Annotated in this window: 23 protein-coding genes, 2 tRNA genes and 1 riboswitch; of the genes, 10 read left to right on the forward strand and 15 right to left on the reverse strand. The window is 26.8% G+C overall.

Features of this window, described 5'->3' with window-relative positions:
- Position 1 precedes the first annotated feature (1 nt).
- The 3 genes from ACFIJ5_RS15330 to ACFIJ5_RS15340 form a co-directional block, all read right to left on the reverse strand.
- Positions 2-1,141, reverse strand: coding sequence for an acyl-CoA dehydrogenase (locus ACFIJ5_RS15330; RefSeq protein WP_379808555.1), 1,140 nt, complete (start codon positions 1,139-1,141; stop codon positions 2-4).
- A 13-nt stretch (positions 1,142-1,154) separates the two neighbouring features.
- Positions 1,155-1,934, reverse strand: a complete 780-nt coding sequence (locus tag ACFIJ5_RS15335; RefSeq protein WP_379808557.1) for a short-chain-enoyl-CoA hydratase — start codon at positions 1,932-1,934, stop codon at positions 1,155-1,157.
- A gap of 235 nt (positions 1,935-2,169) precedes the next feature.
- Entirely contained in the window at positions 2,170-2,808 is a 639-nt protein-coding gene (locus tag ACFIJ5_RS15340; RefSeq protein ID WP_379808559.1) for a redox-sensing transcriptional repressor Rex, read from the reverse strand.
- 560 nt (positions 2,809-3,368) lie between these two features.
- Between ACFIJ5_RS15340 and abc-f the strand changes: the two genes are divergently transcribed.
- Positions 3,369-5,285 (forward strand): ribosomal protection-like ABC-F family protein, encoded by a 1,917-nt coding sequence (gene abc-f / locus ACFIJ5_RS15345; RefSeq protein WP_379808561.1) that lies wholly within the window; start codon positions 3,369-3,371, stop codon positions 5,283-5,285.
- A 252-nt stretch (positions 5,286-5,537) separates the two neighbouring features.
- Here abc-f and ACFIJ5_RS15350 read toward each other — a convergent pair whose 3' ends face one another.
- The 4 genes from ACFIJ5_RS15350 to ACFIJ5_RS15365 form a co-directional block, all read right to left on the reverse strand.
- Entirely contained in the window at positions 5,538-6,809 is a 1,272-nt protein-coding gene (locus ACFIJ5_RS15350; RefSeq protein WP_379808563.1) for a M14 family metallopeptidase, read from the reverse strand.
- A gap of 137 nt (positions 6,810-6,946) precedes the next feature.
- A complete protein-coding gene (locus ACFIJ5_RS15355; protein ID WP_379808565.1) occupies positions 6,947-8,206 on the reverse strand; it encodes a CehA/McbA family metallohydrolase in 1,260 nt (419 codons plus the stop codon).
- Between the two features lie 70 nt (positions 8,207-8,276).
- Entirely contained in the window at positions 8,277-9,089 is an 813-nt protein-coding gene (locus tag ACFIJ5_RS15360; RefSeq protein WP_379808567.1) for a carbon-nitrogen family hydrolase, read from the reverse strand.
- A gap of 78 nt (positions 9,090-9,167) precedes the next feature.
- Positions 9,168-9,800: a TetR/AcrR family transcriptional regulator gene (locus ACFIJ5_RS15365; RefSeq protein ID WP_379809627.1), complete on the reverse strand. Its 633-nt coding sequence runs from the start codon at positions 9,798-9,800 to the stop codon at positions 9,168-9,170.
- A gap of 206 nt (positions 9,801-10,006) precedes the next feature.
- Positions 10,007-10,188, forward strand: a riboswitch (cobalamin riboswitch).
- Positions 10,189-10,306: 118 nt separating this feature from the next.
- Here ACFIJ5_RS15365 and ACFIJ5_RS15370 point away from each other — a divergent pair.
- The 4 genes from ACFIJ5_RS15370 (at position 10,307) to ACFIJ5_RS15385 (ending at position 14,511) form a co-directional block, all read left to right on the forward strand.
- Entirely contained in the window at positions 10,307-11,266 is a 960-nt protein-coding gene (locus ACFIJ5_RS15370) for an ABC transporter substrate-binding protein (RefSeq protein WP_379808569.1), read from the forward strand.
- Positions 11,267-11,373: 107 nt separating this feature from the next.
- Positions 11,374-12,426: a FecCD family ABC transporter permease gene (locus tag ACFIJ5_RS15375; RefSeq protein WP_379808571.1), complete on the forward strand. Its 1,053-nt coding sequence runs from the start codon at positions 11,374-11,376 to the stop codon at positions 12,424-12,426.
- The gene (locus tag ACFIJ5_RS15380) at positions 12,426-13,271 is read left to right on the forward strand and encodes a heme ABC transporter ATP-binding protein (RefSeq protein WP_379808573.1); all 846 of its coding nucleotides are present in this window, start codon (positions 12,426-12,428) and stop codon (positions 13,269-13,271) included. Before ACFIJ5_RS15375 ends, ACFIJ5_RS15380 begins: the two co-directional genes overlap by 1 nt.
- Positions 13,272-13,410: 139 nt before the next feature.
- Complete coding sequence (locus ACFIJ5_RS15385) at positions 13,411-14,511, forward strand: AI-2E family transporter (RefSeq protein WP_379808575.1); 1,101 nt, start codon at positions 13,411-13,413, stop codon at positions 14,509-14,511.
- Positions 14,512-14,599: 88 nt separating this feature from the next.
- On the opposite strand, the gene ACFIJ5_RS15390 is transcribed toward ACFIJ5_RS15385, so the two are convergent.
- Together ACFIJ5_RS15390 and tsaD are read right to left on the reverse strand one after the other, a co-directional pair.
- On the reverse strand, positions 14,600-15,832 hold the full coding sequence (locus ACFIJ5_RS15390) for an MDR family MFS transporter (protein WP_379808577.1): 1,233 nt from the start codon (positions 15,830-15,832) through the stop codon (positions 14,600-14,602).
- 34 nt (positions 15,833-15,866) lie between these two features.
- On the reverse strand, positions 15,867-16,889 hold the full coding sequence (gene tsaD / locus ACFIJ5_RS15395; protein WP_379808579.1) for a tRNA (adenosine(37)-N6)-threonylcarbamoyltransferase complex transferase subunit TsaD: 1,023 nt from the start codon (positions 16,887-16,889) through the stop codon (positions 15,867-15,869).
- A 260-nt stretch (positions 16,890-17,149) separates the two neighbouring features.
- On the opposite strand from tsaD, the gene ACFIJ5_RS15400 reads away from it, so the two are divergent.
- Positions 17,150-17,779, forward strand: coding sequence for a RusA family crossover junction endodeoxyribonuclease (locus ACFIJ5_RS15400; protein WP_379808581.1), 630 nt, complete (start codon positions 17,150-17,152; stop codon positions 17,777-17,779).
- A gap of 133 nt (positions 17,780-17,912) precedes the next feature.
- Here ACFIJ5_RS15400 and ACFIJ5_RS15405 read toward each other — a convergent pair whose 3' ends face one another.
- The 6 genes from ACFIJ5_RS15405 to ACFIJ5_RS15430 form a co-directional block, all read right to left on the reverse strand.
- Positions 17,913-18,899 (reverse strand): NAD(P)/FAD-dependent oxidoreductase, encoded by a 987-nt coding sequence (locus tag ACFIJ5_RS15405; protein WP_379808583.1) that lies wholly within the window; start codon positions 18,897-18,899, stop codon positions 17,913-17,915.
- A 103-nt stretch (positions 18,900-19,002) separates the two neighbouring features.
- A complete protein-coding gene (locus tag ACFIJ5_RS15410; protein ID WP_379808585.1) occupies positions 19,003-20,136 on the reverse strand; it encodes a YibE/F family protein in 1,134 nt (377 codons plus the stop codon).
- 123 nt (positions 20,137-20,259) lie between these two features.
- Positions 20,260-20,335 (reverse strand) — tRNA-Trp (locus tag ACFIJ5_RS15415).
- Positions 20,336-20,371: 36 nt separating this feature from the next.
- Positions 20,372-20,447, reverse strand: a tRNA-Trp gene (locus tag ACFIJ5_RS15420).
- A 106-nt stretch (positions 20,448-20,553) separates the two neighbouring features.
- Positions 20,554-21,180, reverse strand: coding sequence for a CBS domain-containing protein (locus ACFIJ5_RS15425; protein ID WP_379808587.1), 627 nt, complete (start codon positions 21,178-21,180; stop codon positions 20,554-20,556).
- A gap of 53 nt (positions 21,181-21,233) precedes the next feature.
- The gene (locus ACFIJ5_RS15430; protein ID WP_379808589.1) at positions 21,234-22,208 is read right to left on the reverse strand and encodes a metal ABC transporter substrate-binding protein; all 975 of its coding nucleotides are present in this window, start codon (positions 22,206-22,208) and stop codon (positions 21,234-21,236) included.
- A 154-nt stretch (positions 22,209-22,362) separates the two neighbouring features.
- Here ACFIJ5_RS15430 and ACFIJ5_RS15435 point away from each other — a divergent pair, with 154 nt between their 5' ends.
- The 4 genes from ACFIJ5_RS15435 (at position 22,363) to rimI (ending at position 25,295) form a co-directional block, all read left to right on the forward strand.
- Entirely contained in the window at positions 22,363-23,607 is a 1,245-nt protein-coding gene (locus ACFIJ5_RS15435; protein ID WP_379808591.1) for an HD-GYP domain-containing protein, read from the forward strand.
- An 82-nt stretch (positions 23,608-23,689) separates the two neighbouring features.
- Entirely contained in the window at positions 23,690-24,148 is a 459-nt protein-coding gene (gene tsaE, locus ACFIJ5_RS15440; RefSeq protein ID WP_379808593.1) for a tRNA (adenosine(37)-N6)-threonylcarbamoyltransferase complex ATPase subunit type 1 TsaE, read from the forward strand.
- Positions 24,145-24,846, forward strand: a complete 702-nt coding sequence (tsaB, locus tag ACFIJ5_RS15445; RefSeq protein ID WP_379808595.1) for a tRNA (adenosine(37)-N6)-threonylcarbamoyltransferase complex dimerization subunit type 1 TsaB — start codon at positions 24,145-24,147, stop codon at positions 24,844-24,846. The genes tsaE and tsaB overlap by 4 nt, the downstream gene beginning before the upstream one ends.
- A gap of 2 nt (positions 24,847-24,848) precedes the next feature.
- Entirely contained in the window at positions 24,849-25,295 is a 447-nt protein-coding gene (gene rimI, locus ACFIJ5_RS15450; RefSeq protein ID WP_379808597.1) for a ribosomal protein S18-alanine N-acetyltransferase, read from the forward strand.
- Positions 25,296-25,300 lie beyond the last annotated feature (5 nt).

Here is a 25,300-nt window from a genome sequence, read left to right on the forward strand (position 1 = left end):
CCTATCTTAATCTGCTTCCTGCGATAACCATTTTTTGAACTTGAGAAGTTCCCTCATATATTTCAGTTATCTTAGCATCTCTCATCATTCTTTCAACTGGATATTCTTTAGTATATCCGTATCCGCCAAATAATTGAACTGCTTTTGTTGTTACATCCATAGCAACTTCAGCTGCATATAATTTTGCTCTTGCAGCTTCTACTGTATATGGAAGTCCTTGATCTTTATTCCATGCAGCTTTGTAAACTAAATATCTAGCCGCTTCTATCTCAGTATCCATATCTGCTACCATCCATTGTAATCCTTGGAATTTAGCAATTGATCTTCCAAATTGTTTTCTTTCTTTCATGTAGTTTATTGCTTCATCTAAAGCTCCTTCTGCTATTCCTAGAGCTTGTGCTGCTATACCAATTCTACCACCATCTAGTGTTTTCATTGCTATTTTGAAGCCTTTTCCTTCTTTTCCTACTAAATTTTCTTTTGGAACTATGCAATCTTCAAATATAAGTTCAGTTGTAGAAGATGCTCTTATTCCCAGTTTATTCTCTACTTTACCAATTGAAAAACCTTTAAATTCTTTTTCAATTATAAAACAAGAAATTCCTCTTGTTCCTTTACTCTTATCTGTCATTGCAAATATACAAAATACATCTGCAGCTCCACCATTTGTTATGAATATTTTTGATCCATTAATAACATAGTGATCTCCCATATCTACAGCTACTGTTTGCTGTCCTGCAGCATCTGTACCTGCATTTGGTTCAGTTAATCCAAATGCTCCTATTTTTTCACCTTTTGCAAGTGGAGTTAAGTATTTTTGTTTTTGTTCTTCTGTACCAAATTGATTTATAAGTGAAGCACAAAGTGAAGTATGAGCTGATAAAATAACTCCTGTTGTACCACAAACTTTAGATAATTCTTCAACTGCTAAAATGTAAGATAAAGTATCTCCACCAGCTCCGCCAATTTCTTTAGAAAATGGAATTCCCATCATGTTATATCTAGCCATTTTTTCAACTGTTTCTATTGGGAATCTTTCAGTTTCATCTATTTCCGCTGCTAATGGTTTTACTTCATTTTCAGCAAATTCTCTTACCATTTGTCTTACTAATTCTTGTTCTTTTGTCAATGCAAAATTCATTGAAATTTACCTCCTATCTATTTTTGAAAGTTTTATCTCTTTTCTCAACAAAAGCAGTCATACCTTCTTTTTGATCTTCGGTTGAGAAGCATTCACCAAATACTTCAGATTCATATCTTAAAGCTGTATCGATATCTACTTGCATTCCTCTATTTATAGCTTCTTTACAAAGTTTAACAGCTATTGGTGCATTACCAGCTATAGTATTAGCTAACTTTTTAGCTTCTTCTAATAATTGTTCTGGTTCATACACAGCATTAACAAGTCCAACTCTTAATGCTTCATCTGCTTTAATTATTTTTCCTGTATAAATTAACTCTTTAGCCATTCCAAGACCAACATGTCTTGCAAGTCTTTGAGTTCCACCAAATCCTGGAGTTATTCCAAGACCAGACTCTGGTTGACCAAATTTAGCTTTTGCAGATGCTATTCTTATATCACATGCCATTGAAAGTTCGCATCCACCACCAAGTGCAAATCCATTGACAGCCGCAATAACTGGCTTATCTAGATTTTCTAACTTTCTAAACACATTGTTTCCAAGTATACCAAATTTTCTACCTTCCATAGTTGTCATGTCTTTCATTTCTTTTATGTCTGCTCCAGCTACGAAAGCTTTTCCAGCACCAGTTAAAACTGCTGCATATATGTTGTCATCATTAGCTAAATCATCAATAACAACATTTATTTCTTTTAACGTTTCTGAATTCAATGCATTTAATGCATTAGGTCTATTAATTGTAATAATAGCAACCTTGTCTTGTTTTTCAAGAATTACGTTTTTCAATTCCATAATAATCCTCCCCAAGAACATAATTATTCTAATTATTGAAATTTTTTTAAAAAATTTGTCTCTTATTGTTATATTCTTAACAAATATAAACATAAAAATAGTTGAAGCACACGCTTCAACTATTATTATATACACAAAATTATTTTATTTCAATAAAAATGATACATTTTTAACAAGTTTTATTATTATCATATATTTATGACAACGTTTTTACATTTTTGCATACTCTATAACATTAAACTATTCCTGTCATTAAACAGCTTAGTGTTAATAAACTTTCACTCAAATGTACATTTTCTATTATTATATTTGCTTCTCTAGGAATTTGTAAATCAACAGGAGCAAAATTCCATATTCCCTTTATACCATTCTGTATTAGTGTATCACAAACTTTTTGAGCACTTTTTCTAGGAACACAAATTATCCCAACATCTACTTGATTACTAGTTAAGAATTCTCCTAATAAATCAATATCCATAACCTCTATATCATTTATTTTTAATCCTATAATTTTAGGATTTATATCAAATATACCTTCAAATTTAAAACCTATTTTGCTGAAATAACTATAATTTGCAATAGCTTGACCTATGTTTCCTGCTCCAATTATCACTGTTCTATATTCTCTAGTTAAACCTAATATATTACTTATTTCGTTAAATAATTCTTTAACATTATATCCATATCCCTGTTGACCGAAATCTCCAAAATTGTTAAGATCTTGTCTTATTTGAGAAGCTGTAAATCCTATCTTTTCGCTCAACTCTTTGGAAGATATCCTATCCACATCATTTTGTATAAGCTCACGCAAATATCTGTGGTATTTAGGCAATCTTTTTATTACAGCCATTGAAATATTCTTTTTCTTCTCCATCTTTTGCACCTCCTTAATAGTTAAAATTCATATATAATAATTTCTATGCTAATTCTAATAAAAGTATTTGTATTAACATAATAAAATATTCTACAACAATATAATACTATTATTTTAGTATATTCTCTGTCAATAGCTAATTTCAAGTCTAAATTATTGAATTTTTTTTAATTATATCAATTTTTCGAACTTACCCACCCTCACAACTCTAAATAAGGCAATTTATTTTAATTATATACACATTAATTAATTTGGTCAATGATATTATTAATTCTTTCATCCCATATATATTACCAATTAACAAGCAAACTTTGACACAATAAAATAATCCTTAATAAAAATTTTTACTCTAAAAACTTAAAACATAGCTAGATTTTTATATTATTAACTACTACTTATTACCTATAGTAAAACAAGTAAAAAATAAGGTTCAAAGTACACATTAGGAAGATTTTCTATTTCCTATTTTCTATTAAGTATTATTTTTGATATAATTGTTGAAGGATATAATAATTGACAACTTAACTTTTGGAAAATAAAAACAAAGAGTAGGTGATACAATGATTATTTTAAGTTGTAAAAACATTCATAAAAGCTATGGAATAGATGTAATTTTAGATAAAGTTAGTTTTAACGTAAATAATGGAGAAAAAATTGGTTTAATTGGAGCAAACGGTGCTGGAAAATCAACCTTATTTAAAATTATTACAAATCAACTAGAGCATGATAGTGGTGAACTTTATATAGATAAAAGTAAAAAAATTGGTTATTTATCACAACATTTATCCTTAGAATCTGATTTAACTATTTATGAGGAACTTTTATCAGTTTTTCAAGAATTAATTGATATGGAGTCAAAATTAAAAGAATTAGAAATTAAAATGTCTGAACCTTATGATCCTTCAAAAGAAGAATATCATAATAAATTAATTAAAAAGTATACAACACTTTCTGAAATCTATAATAACAAAGGTGGGTATACTTATAAAGGTGAAATTAATAGAGTTCTTCAAGGTCTTGCTTTTTCTGAATCTGAATATGATAAACCTATAAATGTATTAAGTGGAGGAGAAAAAACAAGAGTTGCTCTTTGTAAACTACTTCTTACAAAACCATATATACTACTATTAGATGAACCTACTAATCACCTTGATTTAGATGCTATTGAATGGCTAGAAGAATATTTAAAAGACTATAAAGGTTCGGTACTAATAATATCACATGACAGATATTTCTTAGATTCAGTTACTAACAAAACTTTAGAACTTATAAACGGTCATATTAATGAATATAATGGAAATTACTCCGAATTTATTAATCTAAAAAATAAAAATTATGAAACTGAATTAAAAGCTTATAACTTACAACAAAAAGAAATAAAAAGACAAGAAGACATAATTAAAAAATTCAAATCATTTAATAGAGAAAAAAGTATTAAAGCTGCAGAAAGTAGACAAAAAAGTTTAGATAAAATCGAACGAATAGAATCTCCAGATAAAGACCCTTCTCAAACTAAAATTAAATTAGAAACAAGTATAAAAAGCGGTAATGATGTTCTTCATATAGAAAATTTATCTAAAAGTTTTGGAGAAAAAGTTTTATTTAAAAATTTAAATATGGATATAAAACGTGAAGAAACCGTAGCTTTGATTGGAGAAAATGGTAGAGGTAAAACTTCTTTGTTTAAGATAATAATGGACAATTTAGAAAAAGATTGTGGTACAAAAGTTCTAGGTAGAAATGTATTTGTAGGCTACTATGATCAAGAACAATCAGATTTAAATCCAGAAAAAACTGTTATGGATGAGGTTTGGGATGATTTTCCAAAACTAACAGAGACTCAAATAAGAACTTTTTTAGCTGCCTTTTTATTTAGAGGTGACGAAGTTTTTAAAAGAGTTTCCTCATTAAGTGGTGGAGAAAAATGTAAAATTAACTTATTAAAACTTATGCTGTCAAAATCAAACTTCTTACTTCTAGACGAACCAACAAATCATTTAGATATAATGTCTCGTGAAGCTTTAGAAGATGCTATTTTAAGTTATGATGGAACAGTACTTGTAATATCCCATGATAGATATTTTTTAAACAAAGTAGTAGATAAAATATTGGAATTAAATAAAAATGGATTAAAAGAATATTTAGGAAATTATTCATATTATATTGAAAAAAAGAAAAATCCACTAAGATTTGAACAAGAAAAGGCATATGAGGGAAAAACTAAAACTCAAATTAAACTTGAAAAAAAGAAAAAACATGAGGAAGAAAAACTTCAAAAACAAAAAAAATTACAAATAAAAAAAATAGAACAAGACATATCAGATAAAGAAATTGAACTAGAGGATCTTCAAAAGGAACTTTGCAAAGAAGAAATTTATTCAAATCCTGAAAAAAGTGAACATATAAATAAGCTCATTGTAAGTGTTCAACAAACAATCGAAGAACTATATGAAACTTGGGAAAAATTAATGGAATAATACTGAAAAACAGTTGAGAGTTGACAGAGGACAGTTGGCAGTTTAAAAAACGTTTTTCTTACAGAAAAACTTTATAGAAACAAAGTATAAAGTATAAATAAGGATATTTTTCTTGTAAAAAACTTTTATTAAAATAACTTTAAATAAAGTTTAATTTACAATTAACCGATTTTCAAAAAACTATTTTTTGAAAATCTTCCTTATTTATTCTTTATACTTTTTACTTTATACTTTTTACTTCATTTTCCCCTTTTACACTTGTGATGCTAAAATTAAAAGTTCTTCATTATTATTATATATAGTATCAAATTGTGAAATTGGAAGAGGATTTTTTCCTAATCCCACTTCTATAGTATATCCTGGTCGTCTATAATCTTTTATAAACCAATCTTTATATCCAGCATAAGAAGCTATACCATAAGTTTGTGAAAGAGTATATCCACTAACATCTGCAAATTTTTCACCTATAACTTTTGCTTCAGGTGGAGCCATATTTTTGTAATTCCAATAAATTACTCTTCCTTGACTATGATATGCTAACACTAATCTAAAATCATTATTTTTAGTAAAATTTACTACAGCTTTTGTCTCAGGTTCTGATTCTGGGAAAGTTCCTGAATACCTTGTTGGTCCTGGACCATATACTCCATATTCTTTTTCAGCATCTTTAGATTCTTGCCAAGATGCATTGTAATTATGATTTAAATCCACACCTCTTGTATTGGCTTGCCAATTTTTAGAAAAATCTGTACTCCCATTATTCCATTTAATTAAATCTTTATAGTACGGATTGTTTCTTTTTAATCCATCTAATACTAATTCAATACCGTCTGGATTTACCATAGGTACAATATAAATTGAACTATTATTAAAAACTTCTCTTATGTTATATCCTCTTAATTTTCTATTTTGAACATAAGCCTTAGCATAATTTTCAATAAATTTCATAAGAACAACAGAAGTAATCCATTCTAAAGAATGATGTGATGCATTATAAAAAACTTTATTAGGTCCTCGTCCTAGTTTTAAATAATATAATTTTTTTCCTAAAACACTATTACCTGCTACCCCTATATCTATAAATGGATATTTAACTTTCAATCCTTTAATATCTCGCTCCATAATTTCATAAGTATAATCTATATTTGTATCTACAATATCATAAGAATATGGCACTGCTATTTCTTGTCCTAACTGAAGATTATATGGATCAACATCTGGATTAGCAGTTAAAATACTTTGCAAAGATGTACCATACTTGTTAGCAATATCATATAAATTATCACCCTTTTGAATTACGTAAATATCATAACCTAGTAAATATTTTTCTAAAATTTTATAAGTATTTTGTTCAATAATTCCAGTTGGAAATAATCCAAATCTACTTTGAAATTGTTTAACCGCCATTGTAGTTTTCGGACCATATATACCATCTATAGTTCCTGGATTATACCCCATTTTCTTAAGAAGTGCCTGTATTTCCATTACATCTGAACCTTTAGACCCTGGTTTTAATATTCTCAATCTATCCACTCCAAAATAATTACTCTAGTATACATTATATTTATATTCTATTAATATAGTGCATACAGCAAAAATTTAAGCTTATTGCCAGTAAATAAAATAGTATAAGATTAAAATCTTGATGTGTGAAAGTTGAATTATTCACAAAATATAGGTGATGATATTGCTATTTTGTTATTGTCTTGAATTATTTTTACCACATACCATGTATTTTCCTTTAATCTTTCAATACTTGTATTCCACATAACTTCTCTTCTATTATTGATTTCTTTCTGTTTAATTACCTTTGACCCATTAGATATAATTTCAATTCTTTTTATTGGAACTTTTCTATCTACCACCTTAATTTTAAATTTAAGAGTATTTGTCCTTTGATGTGAAATTACACTTCCCATCCAATATTCATTTGCCTTTACCATCAACTTTAAAGTTCTACTCTCAGTTGAATATGTTCTTCTCTTTTTTAAACCATCTATAATATTTTTATTGCTCAATTTTTGTGCTATTACTACCGTTAAATTATCACTATCCCCCCAATTTTGTTTATGATTGTCTTGTCCATTAATTGCTCCTAAATGCCAGCCTTCATCAAGCAGTTTATAATATTTTTCTTCATATCTTTTGTATTTATGTGGTAATATACCATTTCCAACTTCAATTAAATTTATAAATTCATCTAATTCTCCATGACAATTAAGATTTTTTATATTTTTTCCAGGATGATTTATTGAAATTACTACATCATCATCATTTTTAACATAGCGGTGTAATTTATCTATATTTGACAAATTCCTATCTATTAACTTTTTACTATTTATCACATTCAAATGTCCAACATGATTTACACTCAACTCAAATCCTAATATTGCTAAAAATTTTTTATGCCTTTTATTCATTTTTTTTATTACATTGCTTGTTGTTTGCCATTTCGATGTGCTTTTTCCCACTCCCAATGCTTTACAGTGATCAGTTATCATTATAAAATCTAATCCATTATTTTTTGCATATTCAATTGCTTGTTTAGGAGTACCTTTACCACTTGAATATGATGTATGTGCATGAGGTATACCAAAATAATAATTATATTTATCTATTTCTACTTTCTTTTTACCTTCTATAATAAAATTCCAACTTAACTCTTTCTTATTTTTTTGTTCATCATAAACAAAAACTTTAACAGAGTGTTTACCTTTTTTTAATTTTTTCTTGGGTACATGTTTTATACTATCTTTTTTTATTTTGCAATGTACAGGTTTTCCATCTAAAAACATTCTTGCTGAAAACAAATCTACTCTTAAACTATAAGTTTTAAAACAAGCTTGTATCTTAGGTTTTTTATCATGTACTGTTTCCATATCTGCTGGCTCTACATCATATATTTCAATGTCATTTACCACCATATTCACATCCTTAACAGCAAAATAAATAATTAATTTAGTTAATTATTCTCTTAGTTCATAATACTAATCACAAATTTCCTTTGTGATTAATTTTGCTGTTAATTTCATATAAATCAATATATAAGTTTTCTTTTCTGTCATTCTTTAACGTAAAATTTCTTCTAGTCTTTTTAACTTCACCTATTTCAATTTTATATGTTATCAATTTTTCTTTTTCCCATTCATGTACTAATACATTACCATTGGGATCTACTATCATAGAATCACCAGAATACAAGTTATCTCCTACTATGCCTACAGTATTGATTCCTGCTACATAGCATTGATTTTCAATAGCTCTTGCTCTTAAAAGAGTTTTCCAATGTTCACTTCTTTTTTGTGGCCAATTTGCAGAAACAGTTATTAGACCTGCTGTTTTTGATGCAATTTGAAAAATCTCAGGAAATCTCAAATCATAACAGATAAAAGGACATACCTTAAATTCTTTAATATCTGTAATCACTATCTTTTCTCCACCTCTATAATAAAATGATTCTTTACCATATGAAAACGGATGTATTTTTGTATATTTACATATTTGTTCTCCATAAGGAGAAACAATTGAAAATTTATTTTCTCCTTTCTTATCTACAACTTCTACATACCCAAATCCAATGTACACATTCATCTTAATAGCTATTTCTTTAAACCAATCTACTATTTCACTGTTATCTTGCTTTATTTTATCAACATTCATAGAAAAACCTGTTAAAGTCATTTCTGGAAATAATACAAAATCCACACTCTCTTTCTTTGCTTCTTTTATAAATTTCAAACATTTTTGTTTATTGAATTCTTTATCTTCCCATTTTATATTTATTTGTGCCAACCCTATTTTCATAATACCCCTCCAGTTTTATTTAGTCTCTATATTAGTATTATATTAATAAAAAAAAGCTCAAATACAAAGATTGAGCTTTTATTTATTGATGATTTTTCTTATAGTTTTAAATAAAATAGGCTTCATATTATCTATAGTATCTGGCTCTTTTAAAATTATAGCACTATAGCATATAGAACTTGTTAATTCCAAAATTATAAACAAAGTTTTCTCTATATCCTCTGTATCATAATTTTCATTTCTATTAATATTTTCTACAAAAGCAGTTACTATTTTCTTCATCTCTTCATTTTGATCTGCATCTAATAAAGCTTTTCTATATATACCCCAAGATAAATTTTTATGAATTAACTTTAAAAGCATTTTATTCTTCTTTAAATATTCAATTAAATAATCTATAAAGAATATCATAGCTTCTATAAAATCATTAAAGTGATTTTTTCTATTTTCTGTAGCACTAATAGCCTCCTTTAGTACTCCTCTACTTTTCTTTAATATTATTTTATCTATAATATCATATTTATCTTTAAAATATAAATAAAAAGTCCCCTTAGCTACTCCTGCCCTTTTTACAATATCATCTATAGCAGTATTATTAATTCCTTTTGTTATAAATAGCTCATAAGCAGCTTCATATAAACTATTCCTTTTAATTTTCTTCTTTTCCTTTCGTTTACTGCTATTTTTTGAAGGTTTTTCTTGCACTACTATTTCACCTCTTTACGTTTATGTATACATATCGATCTTAAAAATAAAATTATTATAATATAATTCAAACCTTTCATATTAATATGTTTTTCCAAATACAATCTTAATTATTATTATAGAATAAAAACCATACTAAAAAAAGATGTTTTTACTGGTACAGAAAACGTTTGATTAATATATTGCAAAGTGTTATAATTTGTGTGTAAATTTAACAATTGTAATTTATAGGTACTATTTAATTATGTTTAATAGGGAAATGAGTGAAAATCTCATACGGACCCGCCACTGTAATGAGGAATATGTTAGCAAAATGCCACTTAATTTTAATTAGGGAAGGCGCTAATATATTATGATTCTAAGTCAGGAGACCTACCTATAAGTTTTTAATATTAGCTTTACGTGGATACGGCTGATACTAAATCTTTTTATTTATTAGTATCTTCCACTATCTACATAAGATAGTGTTTTTTTATTTGTTAAATTATAAAATACATAGGAGGAAAACATATATGTTTAAAACGAAAAAACTTTTTTCTATACTATTAACTTTACTTATGGTTTTTTCATTATCTGCCTGTGGTACTAATACTTCTAAAAACTCAGGTACTAATGATAAATCTAAATCTGAAACAAAAGTTAACAAAAAAACAACTTATCCTTTGACTATAAAAGATTCTTATGATAGGGAAATAACTCTAGATAAAGAACCGAAAAAAATTGTATCTATTGCTCCAAATATAACTGAAACAATATTTGCATTAGAAAAACAAGATAAATTAGTTGGAAGAACTGATTTTTGTGATTATCCTAAAGAAGCTAAAAACATTCAATCAATTGGAGGTCTTTCAAATCCAAACATTGAAAAAATAACAGAATTAAAACCTGATGTAGTTATTGCATCAACTCACTTTGATAAAAAAGTATTGAAAAAACTTGAATCCTTAAATATAAAAGTATTAGTTCTTTACGGAGAAGATAACTTTGTAGGTGCTTATGAAACAATTAAAAAAGTAGGATTAGTTGTAAATGCTCAAAACAAAGCTGACAAAATAGTAAGTAATATGAAAAAGAAAATATCAACTATTGAACAAAAGGTAAAAGGAAAAGATACTCCTTCTGTATACTATGTAATTTCATATGGTAAAGTTGGAGATTATACTGCTACTGGAGAAACTTTTATAAACCAACTAATAAAAATGGCTGGTGGCAAAAATATTGCATCTGATGCAAAAGGATGGAAATACAGTATTGAAAAGTTAGTTGAAAAAAATCCTGATATAGTTATTTGTTCAAAATATTTTAATGCTAAGAAAGGTGTAAAACAAACTAATGGTTATAAAGACCTTTCTGCTGTAAAAAATAATAAATTATTTGAAGTTGATAATAATTTAATAGATAGACAAGGACCTAGACTTGCTGATGGTCTTGAAGAACTAGCGAAAACTATACATCCTGAATTATTTAAATAATATATAGTAAATACTTAGGAGTACATGATTTTGTAAAAAATCATGTACTTTTAAACTATAATACATATTTTAATTAATACATACACTACTGAAATGAGGAATTTAAAATGGATTTTGCCAAAAGAAAAAAACACTATAAATTCTTATTCTTATGCTTTTTGTTATTACTTTTTACATTAATAATCATAACTGCTACTTTTGGTATAGCAGATATATCCTTTATGGAATCAATAAAAATAATTCTCAGTAAGATTCCTTTATTTAATAAAATGATTAAAGTAACTAATGTAAAATCAACACATATTCTAATCATATTAAATATACGTCTACCAAGAATTATAATGTCTGGTCTTATAGGAATAGGTCTTTCTATTGTAGGAACTTGTTTTCAAGCCATGTTTAAAAATCCTATGGCAGATCCTTATGTCCTTGGAATATCCTCTGGAGCAGCATTAGGTGCTACTACTGGAATTATTTTAGGTATAACCTCTTCAATACTTGGTTTAAGTGGAACAACTATTTTTGCATTCTTAGGTGCTATCATTACAACCTTATTTGTATATAATGCAGCTAGAATAGGTAAAAAATTACCTACTAATACTTTACTTTTAGCAGGTGTAACAATAAATTTTTTATTATCTTCTATAATATCTGTTTTAATGCTTTTTAATAGAAATCAACTTGAAGATATAGTTATGTGGACTATGGGAAGTGTATCATCAGCTAGTTGGAAACAAATAAGTATATTACTTCCTTTTGTACTTATAGGTTCTTTAATTCTTTTATCTTTTTCTAAAGACTTAAACATAATGCTTACTGGTGATGATTCTGCTCAAAGTTTAGGTATAAATGTAGATTTTGTAAAAAAAATCATTTTACTAATATCATCATTCATAGTAGCAGCTTGTGTATCTGTAAGTGGCATAATTGGGTTCGTAGGACTTATAATTCCTCATATAGTGCGTTTATTAGTTGGTCCTGACCATAGAACCCTATTACCATTTTCAGCTTTAAGTGGAGCAATTTTTATGATACTTGCAGATACTTTAGCAAGAACATTACTAGCACCTACTGAAATACCTGTGGGAATAATAACTTCTTTGTTTGGTGCTCCTTATTTCTTATACTTACTTATTCAAAATAAAAAGAAGGTGAAATAATGAGACATTTTTCAGAAAATTTATATGCATTAAAAATTAATAATTTAAACTTTAAATATGATGAAAAGCCAATACTTAATGATGTATCATTAAAGATTAGAAAAAATAAATTCTATAGTATACTAGGTCCAAATGGTTCTGGTAAATCCACACTACTTAAAAATATTTGTAAGTCACTAGAACCACCTTCAAATAGTATCTTTATTAATGATGTTGATTTAACAAAAATGAAAAACACAGATATAGCTAAAAGTTTATCTTATGTTCCTCAAAATACTAATATAGGATTTGATTTTTCAGTAATGGACATTGTTTTAATGGGTAGAAATCCTTATATTAAAAGATTTCAATCTGAAAACGCTAAAGACTTTGAAATTGCAGAAAAAGCCATGGATCTCACTAATACATTACACTTAAAAGATAAGAGTATTACTGAATTAAGTGGAGGAGAACGACAGAGAGTAATTATAGCACGAGCTTTAACTCAGCAAACTAATATATTACTTTTAGATGAACCTACTTCTAATTTAGATATTTATCATCAAATAGATATATTAGACACAATAAAATTTTTAAAAACAAATATAACTGTAATTGCTGTACTTCACGATTTAAACTTGGCATCCCAATATAGTGATTTTATTATATTATTAAAAGATGGAAAAATCATTTCAATAGGTTCACCCACTGAAGTTCTTACTAAAGAAAATATAAAAAATACATATAACATAGATGTACATATTGTAAAAGATCCTATTACTGGACATCCTCATATTATACCTTTGAGTAAAAAATTAAAAAATAATTTAAATATCAATTCCTCAATAAAAAATATTAATTTTTAAACATTAATATGTATGGTATGTAAATAACTTTAAGATTTTGTTTACATACCATTAATTGATTTTGTCTATAATTTATGATAGCATTAAAACAAATATTTTTAATAAAAACAAATTTCAGTACTTAAGGGGTGAATTTTCATTGTTCAAAAACAATAAAATACCATATATACACTTAGTTCCAATAATAATTTTAACAATTTTCCTTTTTAAAATTATAAATAACATAGAATCAATTGGAGTACTACTAAAATCTTTTCTATCTATTGTTTCTTCATTTTTATGGGGGTTTGCAATAGCATATTTATTAAATCCTATGATGGTTCATCTTGAAAAAAGGTTTAAATTAAAAAGACCTTTAAGTTTACTTATAGTTTATTCTGTAGTTTTAGGTTCTATAATTTTAATAATAACAATAATTTCACCTAAAATAGGACATAGTATAAGCGATCTAATTGATAGTATTCCATCATATATAGATAAAACACAAGAATGGTTAAACTCTTTAGATTTTGATTTAAGTTTGTTAAATTCCTTTAATATAAACATAGAAGATAAAATCGCAGATTTAGCTACTAAAATACCTAAATCCTTAGGTGGTGGTTTATCTGTTGCATTATTAAAAGCTATAAATGTAACTTCCTCAGTAGTTAAAGCATTATTAGGATTTATAATATCCATTTATATATTGAAAGACAAAGAAAAATTCAAAACAAATTTCAAAAGATTTCTTTATGCAATACTAAAAAAATCTACTGTAGATTGTATTTTAGATGTTGGCAATGAAATGAATAAAATCTTTTCAAAATATATAATTGGTAAAGCTATAGATTCTTTAATAATTGCTTTAATATGCTTTGTTGGACTAAGTATATTAAAAATACCATATGCTATACTTATTAGTTTTATAGTTGGTCTTACAAATATGATTCCTTATTTTGGACCTTTTATAGGAATGATACCTTCAGTAATAATTACACTATTTTACGATCCTATAAAAGCTCTCACAGTATTTTTATTTATATTAGTATTACAACAATTTGATGGTTGGTATTTAGGACCTAAAATATTAGGAGATCAGGTTGGTCTATCACCTTTTTGGATAATACTAGCTATAATAGTAGGTGGAGCAACATTTGGCGTGATAGGAATGTTTTTAAGTGTCCCTATAATGGCTACAATAAAAACTTTCTTAGATAAATTCATAAATAAAAGATTAAATCAAAAAAATATAAATGTTTAAAATAAATTTATGTTTTCTAAATGATAAAAAGCATTATGAAATTGTTGAATTTCATAATGCTTTTTATTTTAAATATAATTAAATTTCTTTATCTTTTTGATCTCATCTCTTTTAAATAAAGTCCATACATAAATATTCCACACAATAATGATAAAATTAAAATTAATGTCCATGCCGCCCTAAAAGTATGACCTTCTAAATATCCTCCCATAACATATGGGGCCACTGCATACCCTGCTCCAGATATTATTGGTATTACAGCATTAAATCTACCTCTGTGAGATCTTGGACTATGATTTGCTATGTATACTCCAACATTAGTGGAACATAGTATTTCTCCTATTGTCCATATAAATGTAGCAACCAAAAATAATGGATATGTTTCTATAAACCCTAACATTCCAAAACCTACTGCATAAAAAATACCTGCTAATGCAATATTGAACACTGCTTTAAATTTTTTAGTAACAGAAGTGATTATTGTAGTAAAAAAAACTACAGTAACTGCATTTACAGTCATTAACGGACCATATAGTTTAGGCCCATTTATACTACCAAATACCTGTTTAAACTGTAATGGTGTCATATACCCATTTTGAGCATATACAAAAGAGTATACAATTGAAATAAGTGTGAAAATCAGAAGCGTAGGCCTCTTGAAAAATACTGATAATGTAGAACCTTTTTCTGATTTTTCATCATCATCTACTTCCAAATCTTGCTCATCAACATTTGGAATACTTTCCTTAACAAATACACCAACTAAAACTAATGATATAATTGTAGTAATTGCATCACCTATGAACAACCATACCATATATTTATTATATAAAAATCCTGCTATAAGCGGTCCTACAGCAAATCCTATGTTTATTCCTAAATATAAAAGTGAGAAAGCTGCTTTTCTATTTTTTTTATTAGTTAAATCTGCTATCATAGCACTATTAGCTGGCTGTGCCGCTCCATTGAAAAATCCACTCAATATTAAAAACATTACTATTAAATGTAAATTTTTAAATACTCCGCATAATATAAAACAAATTGCAGTAATACCTTGGCATATAATTATTATTCTCTTACGTCCAAAATGATCTGCTAATTTTCCACCTAATATTGAACCAATTCCAGCAATAACTGCAGATATAGTAATAAGCATTCCTATTTGTTTAGCAGACATATTTAATTTATCTTTAAGAAAAAATGTCAAAAAAGGATAAACAAAATTACCAATACAATTTATAACTCTAGCAATAAATAATATATATATCTCCCTAGGAAGTCCTGAATATGTTTTAAAAATACTATTTTTAGTAATATCCATTTCCCCATATGCACCCCCTTATAATACTACTTCTTTATCTTTGGCCTAATTTTAAATTAGGTACTGCATTTAATGTAAGTGGCGCTGTTTTTCCTTGTTTATATTCAAAATATGCTGCACTTCCTATCATTGCTGCATTGTCAGTGCATAAAACTAGTGGTGGAAATAATACCTTTATTCCTTCCTTTTCACATTCTTTTATCATAGTTTCTCTAAGACATGAATTTGAGGCCACTCCTCCTGCTATAGCTATTTTATCCACTTTTTTTAATTTACACGCCTTTATAGCATTTTCCACTAATACATCTACTACTGCCTTTTGAAATGAAGCTGCTACATCTTCCCTTACGATTTCTTCTTCCTTCATTTTTTTACTATTTAAATAATTTAGTACAGCAGATTTAACACCACTGAAAGAAAAATCTAAACATTCCTTATGAAAATTTGCTCTTGGAAATTTTATTGCTTCTGCATTTCCTTGTTTTGAAATTTTATCTATTTTAGGACCTCCTGGATATCCAAGTCCTATTGATCTTGCTACTTTATCAAAAGCCTCCCCTGCTGCATCATCTCTTGTTTGACCTAAAACTTCAAACTCACCATAATCCTTCATGTGAACTATGAATGTATGCCCTCCAGATACTACTAAACATACAAAAGGTGGCTCTAATTCTTTATATTCTATAAAGTTTGCACTTATATGTCCCTCTATATGATTAACTCCTATCAATGGCTTATTTAAAGCATAGGAAAGTCCTTTAGCATATTGTAATCCTACCAATAATGCTCCTACAAGCCCTGGTCCATAAGTTACTCCAACAGCATCTATATCATCAAAGGTTACATTAGCTTTTTCTAATGCTTCTTGTACCACTGTACTTATTACTTCTATGTGTTTTCTAGATGCTACTTCTGGAACAACTCCGCCAAACTTTGTATGTATATCAATTTGAGATGCTATTATATTTGACAATACTTTTCTACCATTTACTACTACTGCTGCAGATGTTTCATCACAACTACTTTCTATAGCCAGTATCTTTATATCCTTATTCATGTAAATTACCTCACTTACAAAATATTTTATCATTAATTACATTAGTATCATGTATATAATAATATAATTTAAAACACATATCAAATTATCTTGAAAAATATACCAAACGATTACTGATTAGACTTATACAGACACTGAGGCACTCATATCTACTACTTATAGGATATTTAAGTATTAGCGCAGCTATTAATATAGAATAAATTTTTTTGTAATGTTATGATATAATTAACTATATAAATATTTACAGAAGGAGCATCAAAATGGAAAATACTTATGCAAAAGTTATAGTTAAAGGTTCACCCATTACAAAATCTAATTTTAAACTTTCCAATATACATGGAAGAGCTATACTTCCTTATAATTCTGGAAAATATCATGATAGATATGCCTTGTATGAAGAACAAATTGCCTATGAGGCAAGAATACAGAATCCTAATACCATACTTACTGAATCTTTAATAGCAATCCTAAAAGTATACTATAAAAGCAGCAAAAGGCATCCTGATACTACTAATATAACTAAAAGCATTTTTGATGGTATTGAAAAAAGTGGACTAATTATAAATGATGCTCAAGTACGAAGACTAATAATTGAAGAAAATTATGATAAAGAAAATCCTCGTTTTGAACTTGAATTGTTATGTGAAAGTAAATACTCTATAAATTATAATATAATAGAAAATTCAATTTCAAACAAACCAATAGAGTACTCACCTCCACCTAATAAAAAATACCCTACAAAAAAAATAAATAAACCTAGCAAAACCAGTGATATTTCAGATTCACCTTTGTGTGAAATCTGTGGAAAACCTATAAAGAATGGTGAATCTCTTTCTGTTAATAAAGGTACTTCAAAGATTTGTAAAACTTGTTTCAAAAAATTATTTTAATATAATTCTAATAGTGACATAGTAAAAATTTGAGAGTTTAAAATTAATATACTATATTTCTCAGCTCTCAAATTTTCACTATTAAGTAATAATTTATTTTACATAAGCATAGCATTTATCATAGTTTTTTATTTCATACTATAGAATTATATGTATTTATAAATTTCACTGCGTTTTCTCCAGCACTAATCCCCTGCAATGTAACATCATCAACATAATTATGAATATCTACTACATTTCCACAAGCAAATATTCCTTTAACATTAGTACTCATATTTTTATCTATTTTTGTACCATTGGAGCTACCGCTTACCTTTATATTAGTATTATTTAAAATTTCAATTTCAGGTGACAAACTTACTGACAAAAGTAATGTATCACAATCTATTTTTTCTATGGTTTCTCTTATTGGCTTTTTATCTTCATTAACTTTCGCTATAGTTAATCCTTCAACTCTTTCTTTTCCTTTAATGTCAACTATTGAATATCCTAATTTAAGAGGTATATCAAAATCCTTTAAACAATCATTGACAAAATTTTTCAAAGCTTTGGGTTGTTTGTTTTTTTCCACTACAGCTTTAACATTTGCTCCTTCTATTCTAAGTCTTCTAGCTGTCAAAAGTCCTAAATTATTAGCACCATAAATCACTACTTTTTTACCGGGTAAAAAACCTTCTATATTTATAAATTTATGTGCTGTACCTGAAGTATATATACCTGAACACTTTGTTCGTGGTATACTTATAGTACCTCTAGGGTGTTCTCTAGAACCCATAGCTAATATTACAGCTTTTGATTGTAAATTTATTATTCCCTCTTCTTCATTAACAGCTAATATATTTTTGTTATCCGTTAATTTCAAAACTGTAGTATTTATTTTATATTGTATTTTAAGATTTTTAACTTTATCTATGAATTTTTGAGCATATTCAGGTCCTGTAACTTTCTCTCCAAAAGTTTTGTATCCAAATCCATTATGAATATACTCATTCAGCATTCCACCTAATCTATTTTCTCTTTCTAATATTATTATTTTTTTAGCACCTGCTTCTTTTGCAGAAACAGCTGCAGCCAATCCCGCGGGTCCTCCACCTATTACAATTACATCATAAAAGTTCATACATTAACCCTCCAATTAGAAGTGAAAAATCAAGCTTTCAATATATATTTTATCAGTTTATGTAGATTATTAAAACAGTATCATATTAAAAAGTAAAATTTTTCTAATCATAGAGTTGCTTTTCTATTTTATTATCACGCTTTTCCTTTTCCCTAAACACTATAACTAATACTGCTGTTATTGGTATTGTTAAGATTATTCCAATACTTCCTGACACTGCCTTTAATATTTCAGATGCTATTAAATCCTGATTAAGAGTTTCTATGAAACTCATATTATATGACATAGCTATCATTAATACTGCTAATGCCTCACCTGCATATGCTAAAATCAAAGTATTAGACATTGTTCCCATTATATCTCTTCCTACATTCATTCCAGATTTTAATAAATCCTTATTGCTTATTTCTGGATTATTTTCCTCTACTTCACACATAGACGAAGATATAGATATTCCAACATCCATAACTGCTCCTAAAGAACTTAGTAATATTCCAGAAAATAAAAAACCAACAAAATTAAATCTTTCTTTACAAATATAAATAAGAGACGATAAAGTACTTTCATCTACCCCTTTTAATTTAGCTGCATTTCCAATTATAATAGCTAAAGTTCCTGATATTAATATTCCTATAGAAGTCCCCCACATAGCTGCATAAGTTTTTCTATTTAAACCACTAATAATTGCATAACTAATCAAAAGTATTAATATACAAATTATAATGGTTGGAATAATTGGGTTTATCCCTTTCATTTCTAATGGTACTAATACTTTTATTATTAAAAGACCTGTAATTATTAACGTTAATAATGATTTAGCCCCTTTTTTTCCACCAATTAATATTAATAATAAACAAAACAATCCTACAACCCAAAATATATATTTATACTTTATAAATCCTTGAGTAAGTGTATAAACAATTTTGCCATTAGAGTCCTCTTCTATATATAAAAGTATTCTACTTCCTTTTTGTGCTCTAAGCTGAACGCTTACACTATCATTTGATGCATTATCTGCTACTGTATTATTAGTTTCAACTATTTCTCCTTTATGATCTCCATTTGTTATTTTTACAAGCATTCTACTATTAGACTTAATTTCTGTTACTTTTGCTTCCACCATTTTCTTATCTTTAGTGTTTGTATTTTTATAAAATTCATCTGAAAATACTTTTATTGATGTTAAATTTAATATAGTAAAAATTAATAAGAAAATACTCAATATCTTTTTCTTCATATTATACCTTCTTTCATTAATCACTAAAAAATAGAAGAACATTTTATCACAAAACAAAAATGCTAGACGAATTCAATGTAATAGACACTGAAGACCTCTAGCATGTAAATCATATTCCAAATTTGGCAGGGGCAGTAGGACTTGAACCCACAACCAATGGTTTTGGAGACCACTACTCTACCAATTGAGCCATACCCCTAAATTATTGTATTTATGTTTATTAAATTTTGATAAATGGCAGGGGCAGTAGGACTCGAACCCACAACCAATGGTTTTGGAGACCACTACTCTACCAATTGAGCCATACCCCTAAATCACGTTAGTTATTATAACATATATACTTACTCTTATCAATACTTTTTGCAAAATTAAAAGGAATAAAAACCAATGATTTTCATTCCTCATTAATTCAAACCATTATTGAACCTTAAAACCGCTTTGTTTAACCTTCTTTTCTATTTGCTTAAATATTTCATCTTTAGCTGATACTCTTACAACTATTTCTTTAACTTCTGTTACACTCTTTGGATCAACTACAACAAAACTCAATATATCTCCATTATTTTCTGTAATTATTTTTGATAATTTAGAAATTTGACCTGGAATATCATATGCTATTACTGCTAATCGTTTTCCTTTATTTAATCCAAATAGTTCTGTAAATTGATGAAAAATAGCATGGTGAGTTACTATGCCCTTAAAACAATCATGTTCATCTGTAACAGCTACAAATGCTATATTCTTTGTTTCTAAAAAATGTGCCGCTTCTTCTATTTGTTCAAAAGGATGAATAGTTGGAACTCCTGTTCTCATTACATCTTTAACAATAAAATCTGTTAATAAACATTTTTTGTCTAAACACTTTTCATAATAAAAAGTATATATCATTTCTTTTGATATACTTCCGTAAAACTTATCCCCATCTCCTACTGGTATAGATAAAAATCCATTACTTTCTATAAGTTCTAGTGCCTTACTAACAGTGTCCCTAGGAGTAACAGTGATTAATCTTTCTTTTGGTAACATTAAGTTATTAACAAACATTAAATACACACCCCCATCATTATTATATAAACTAATTATATATTAAGGTTCATTTAATTACAATTTTTCACAACATTTTCTAATAAACTTTTTTCATATTTTAAGTTTTGTTCATATTTATCTTGCCAATTTATCTTATTTATCTTGACACACTTTATATTATATTCATCTATTACTGATTGGTTATCTTTTTTAAATTTATCATCATAATAAATAAATATTATTTTTTCTTTATCTTCACATTCATTCTTAACTATATTTAATATATTATCTTGTTGTTTTAAAATTTCTTTTTTATTAGATTCATTATTTATTTTATCTTTACTATTTGTATCATCTACACTTATTATAAACGATTTTAAACCACTATATGCCATAAAATATTCTAAAGAATTTCCTTGTATTATAAATGTATAACCCTTCAATAATTTAAATTTATCTTTAAAAACTTTTTCATACTCTCTAATTTTTTTTAAAGTATTATCAAATTTTTTTTCATAATAGTCTCTATTTATAGGATCTCTTTCTACTATAGCATTCTTCACATTTAATAGTATTATTTTATAGTTATCTATATTATTCCAATAACAAGTTTTCTTTTCTTCACCATATTTAGTTATATTTTTATAATAAGAAATTAAATTTATACCTCTTGAGCTATTTATAATACCTACTTTATTGTTCTGTATTTTATTTATATATTTATTTGAAGATTTTTGAAAATTAAACTCATCATATATATATAAATCTGGAATATAATCTATGTCATAATAATACTTAATAATAATATCATTATTCTTTTCTTCAAATAAATAATCTACATTATGTTTTCCACCATCTATATCTTTAACACAATAATATAAAAATTTATTGCTTACTAATATGTTTAATTTAGACTCCTTATCTTCTTTAAAATCATTTTGTTTACTATTACTTACCTTTGGCTTATTTGAACTCACATTTTTATGCTTACATCCAATTAATGATAACATACAAATCGCTAATAAAATTAATATAGTTTTCTTCATAAAATACACCTCTATTTTTATACCATGAACAATATAAACAATTTTATATATATTTTACAAAATATAAGTGTTTTACGCAACAAATTATTGTATAATGTACATATAGTTAAGAATTTGTTCCCTCATCGTTTCCTTAAAAGGAGAGATATTATAGATGAAAAAAATTAGTTTAGAAGAAATTATAAGAGCTATTGCTATAGCCCTAGACTTAGCTGAAATCGGCTCTGTTGAAAATACAAAGATAATAGAAGATATAACAAATATTGATTATTCTCAACATACCTTTATGCATCATTCAAAACGTACTACATATATTGGTTTAGAAATTGCTAAACAATTAAATCTAAACAATAATTCAATTAAACAATTATATGTTTCTAGCCTACTTCATGATATAGGAGCAATAGATAGTTTAAAAAGAAGTCATAATTCTTCTTATATAAAACAACATTGTTTAATTGGTTCGTCCATTGTTGAAGCTTTTCCTAAATTAAACAATATATCAAATATAATTTTATATCATCATGAAAACTATGATGGAAGTGGACCAATGGAATTAAAAAATTCTTCTATTCCTATAGAAAGTCAAATAATTAGAATATCAGATTTAATAGAAGTTCTTTATGATGAGAATTATTCCTCATATGTACAAAAGCAATCTATTATTAATTGGATAAAATCAAAAGCAAATGTGATTTTTTCCGAGGAAATAATTAATGCATTTTTAGAAATTTGTTCTAAAGATATTTTTTGGTTTAATATAGAAAACGTATCTTACATAGATTTTATTTTGGATGATACATCTCCAAATTTACAAATATATTTGAATTTAGATGAATTTGAAAATATAGCCTACATTTTTTCAAAAGTAATTGATAACAAAAGTAAGTTTACAGCAAAACATTCTAAAGAAATATCACACTTAGCATATAAAGTTTCCAAGTACTTAGGTTATTCTGAAGAAAAATGTATGGAAATGAAAATTGCAGGGCTTCTACATGATATAGGTAAATTAGCTATACCATCTGATATATTAGATAAGAATGGAGCTCTTACTAATGAAGAATTTGCAATTATAAAATCTCATTCATATTACACAAATATAATTTTAGGTAGAATAAAAAATATAGATAATATAAAAAAATGGGCATCCAATCATCATGAAAAATTAAATGGTAAAGGCTATCCTCGAGGATTAACCAATGAAGATCTTTGTGAAGAATCAAAAATACTAGCTGTATGTGACATATATCAAGCACTAACTGAAGACAGGCCTTACAGAAAAGGACTAGATAATAAAAAAGCTTTTGACATAATAGAAAACATGGTAATGGAAGGCGAAATTAGCGGTATGGCTGTTAATTCTCTAAAAAATACATTAAAAATGGGTAATCTTTAATTTTAAGATTACCTTTTATTTTACTGTTTTTTGGTATAGAATATTTATAGTAAAAATTATTCACATTTTAGGAGTGGATTTTATGAAATTTATAGTAAATAATGTAGATAAAACCTTTTGTATTGGTAAACAAATTGGTAAATTAGCTAATCCTGGCGATGTAATATGCTTAATTGGTGACTTAGGTACAGGCAAAACTCATATAACCAAAGGAATTGCAAAGGGATTAGATATAGACGATCATATAACTAGCCCTACTTTTAATATTGTAAATGAATATGAAGGTAGATTAAATTTCTATCATTTTGATGTATATAGGGTTAATGACCCAGATGAAATTGAAGCTATTGGCTTTGATGAATATATATTTAGTAATGCTGTTAGTGTAATTGAATGGGCAAATTATATAACTGATCTTATTCCAAAAGAACATATAACAATAGAAATTAGTAAAGTGCTTGAATTAGGTGAAACATATAGAAAAATAAATATTGATTATTATGGCAGCAGATATGATTATGTAAAGGAGATAGAAGTATGAAAATTTTAAGTATTGATTCAGCAACTCAATGTGCTAGTTGTGCTATTTTAGATGATGACAAATTATTAGGTGAAATATCTTTTAATTATAAAAAACAACATTCAGTAATTCTTATGCCAATAATAGATGAACTTTTAAAAAATACAGGATTAGATATACATTCTATCGATGGTTTTGTATGTTCTAAGGGACCTGGTTCTTTTACTGGCTTAAGAATTGGCATGGCTACAATTAAAGGCTTATCTCAAGGTACTAATAAACCTGTTATTAATATTTCAAGTTTAGACGCACTTGCAAATAATTTAGCATATACTAGTGGTATAATATGTCCTATATTAGATGCTTTAAGAGATAATGTTTATACTGCACTATTCATATTTAAAAATGATAAACTAGAAAGAATTAGTGATTATATGGCAATTCATATTGATGAATTAATATCCTTGTTAAAAGATAAGGAGCAATGTGTTACCTTTATTGGTGATGCTACATATAAATTTAAAGCAAAACTTACAGAAAGCTTAAAAACTGTTAGTTTTGCTCCTACTCATCTAAATATTACAAAAGCATCATCTTTAGGAAACTTAGGCTTAGATTTATTAAAAGAAGGCAAATATGATAATTTATATACTTGCAGTCCTATTTATTTAAGGAAATCTCAAGCTGAAAGAGAATATGAAAAAAAGAAGAAGGAATAAAAATGAATAATATTTTAATTAAACCATTAGAAGATAAGTATATTGATGACGTTTTAAACATAAATTCTTTAAGTTTCCCTGTACCTTGGGGAAAAAATTCTTTTATAAAAGAGTTACAAAATAATTTTGCATATTACATTATTGCAATAAAAGACAATATGGTAGTTGGTTATGCTGGAATATGGATTATAGTAGGAGAAGCTCATATTATAAGTATAGCTGTTCACCCTGAATATAGAAGTATGGGAATTGGCAATTTACTAATGGATGGTATATTTGGTATTTGCAAAAAAAACAGCGTTTATGGAATAACTTTAGAAGTAAGGGAATCAAATTTAAACGCTCAAAAACTTTATGAAAAATATGGATTTATTAAAGAAGGCATTAGAAAATTTTATTATGCAAACAACAGAGAAGATGCTATCATAATGTGGAATAGAGATATATAAATTTA

Origin of the sequence: Haloimpatiens myeolchijeotgali, from assembly GCF_042688525.2 — a bacterium.
Classification (GTDB): domain Bacteria; phylum Bacillota; class Clostridia; order Clostridiales; family Clostridiaceae; genus Haloimpatiens.

What these genes read in the sequence shown, in the direction of transcription:
- ACFIJ5_RS15330 (WP_379808555.1), bottom strand. Translation starts at nt 1,141, where the DNA reads ATGAATTTTGCATTGACAAAAGAACAAGAATTAGTAAGACAAATGGTA.
- ACFIJ5_RS15335 (WP_379808557.1), bottom strand. Translation starts at nt 1,934, where the DNA reads ATGGAATTGAAAAACGTAATTCTTGAAAAACAAGACAAGGTTGCTATT.
- ACFIJ5_RS15340 (WP_379808559.1), bottom strand. Translation starts at nt 2,808, where the DNA reads ATGGAGAAGAAAAAGAATATTTCAATGGCTGTAATAAAAAGATTGCCT.
- abc-f (WP_379808561.1), top strand. Translation starts at nt 3,369, where the DNA reads ATGATTATTTTAAGTTGTAAAAACATTCATAAAAGCTATGGAATAGAT.
- ACFIJ5_RS15360 (WP_379808567.1), bottom strand. Translation starts at nt 9,089, where the DNA reads ATGAAAATAGGGTTGGCACAAATAAATATAAAATGGGAAGATAAAGAA.
- ACFIJ5_RS15370 (WP_379808569.1), top strand. Translation starts at nt 10,307, where the DNA reads ATGTTTAAAACGAAAAAACTTTTTTCTATACTATTAACTTTACTTATG.
- ACFIJ5_RS15375 (WP_379808571.1), top strand. Translation starts at nt 11,374, where the DNA reads ATGGATTTTGCCAAAAGAAAAAAACACTATAAATTCTTATTCTTATGC.
- ACFIJ5_RS15380 (WP_379808573.1), top strand. Translation starts at nt 12,426, where the DNA reads ATGAGACATTTTTCAGAAAATTTATATGCATTAAAAATTAATAATTTA.
- ACFIJ5_RS15390 (WP_379808577.1), bottom strand. Translation starts at nt 15,832, where the DNA reads ATGGATATTACTAAAAATAGTATTTTTAAAACATATTCAGGACTTCCT.
- tsaD (WP_379808579.1), bottom strand. Translation starts at nt 16,889, where the DNA reads ATGAATAAGGATATAAAGATACTGGCTATAGAAAGTAGTTGTGATGAA.
- ACFIJ5_RS15400 (WP_379808581.1), top strand. Translation starts at nt 17,150, where the DNA reads ATGGAAAATACTTATGCAAAAGTTATAGTTAAAGGTTCACCCATTACA.
- ACFIJ5_RS15405 (WP_379808583.1), bottom strand. Translation starts at nt 18,899, where the DNA reads ATGAACTTTTATGATGTAATTGTAATAGGTGGAGGACCCGCGGGATTG.
- ACFIJ5_RS15410 (WP_379808585.1), bottom strand. Translation starts at nt 20,136, where the DNA reads ATGAAGAAAAAGATATTGAGTATTTTCTTATTAATTTTTACTATATTA.
- ACFIJ5_RS15425 (WP_379808587.1), bottom strand. Translation starts at nt 21,180, where the DNA reads ATGTTTGTTAATAACTTAATGTTACCAAAAGAAAGATTAATCACTGTT.
- ACFIJ5_RS15430 (WP_379808589.1), bottom strand. Translation starts at nt 22,208, where the DNA reads ATGAAGAAAACTATATTAATTTTATTAGCGATTTGTATGTTATCATTA.
- ACFIJ5_RS15435 (WP_379808591.1), top strand. Translation starts at nt 22,363, where the DNA reads ATGAAAAAAATTAGTTTAGAAGAAATTATAAGAGCTATTGCTATAGCC.
- tsaE (WP_379808593.1), top strand. Translation starts at nt 23,690, where the DNA reads ATGAAATTTATAGTAAATAATGTAGATAAAACCTTTTGTATTGGTAAA.
- tsaB (WP_379808595.1), top strand. Translation starts at nt 24,145, where the DNA reads ATGAAAATTTTAAGTATTGATTCAGCAACTCAATGTGCTAGTTGTGCT.
- rimI (WP_379808597.1), top strand. Translation starts at nt 24,849, where the DNA reads ATGAATAATATTTTAATTAAACCATTAGAAGATAAGTATATTGATGAC.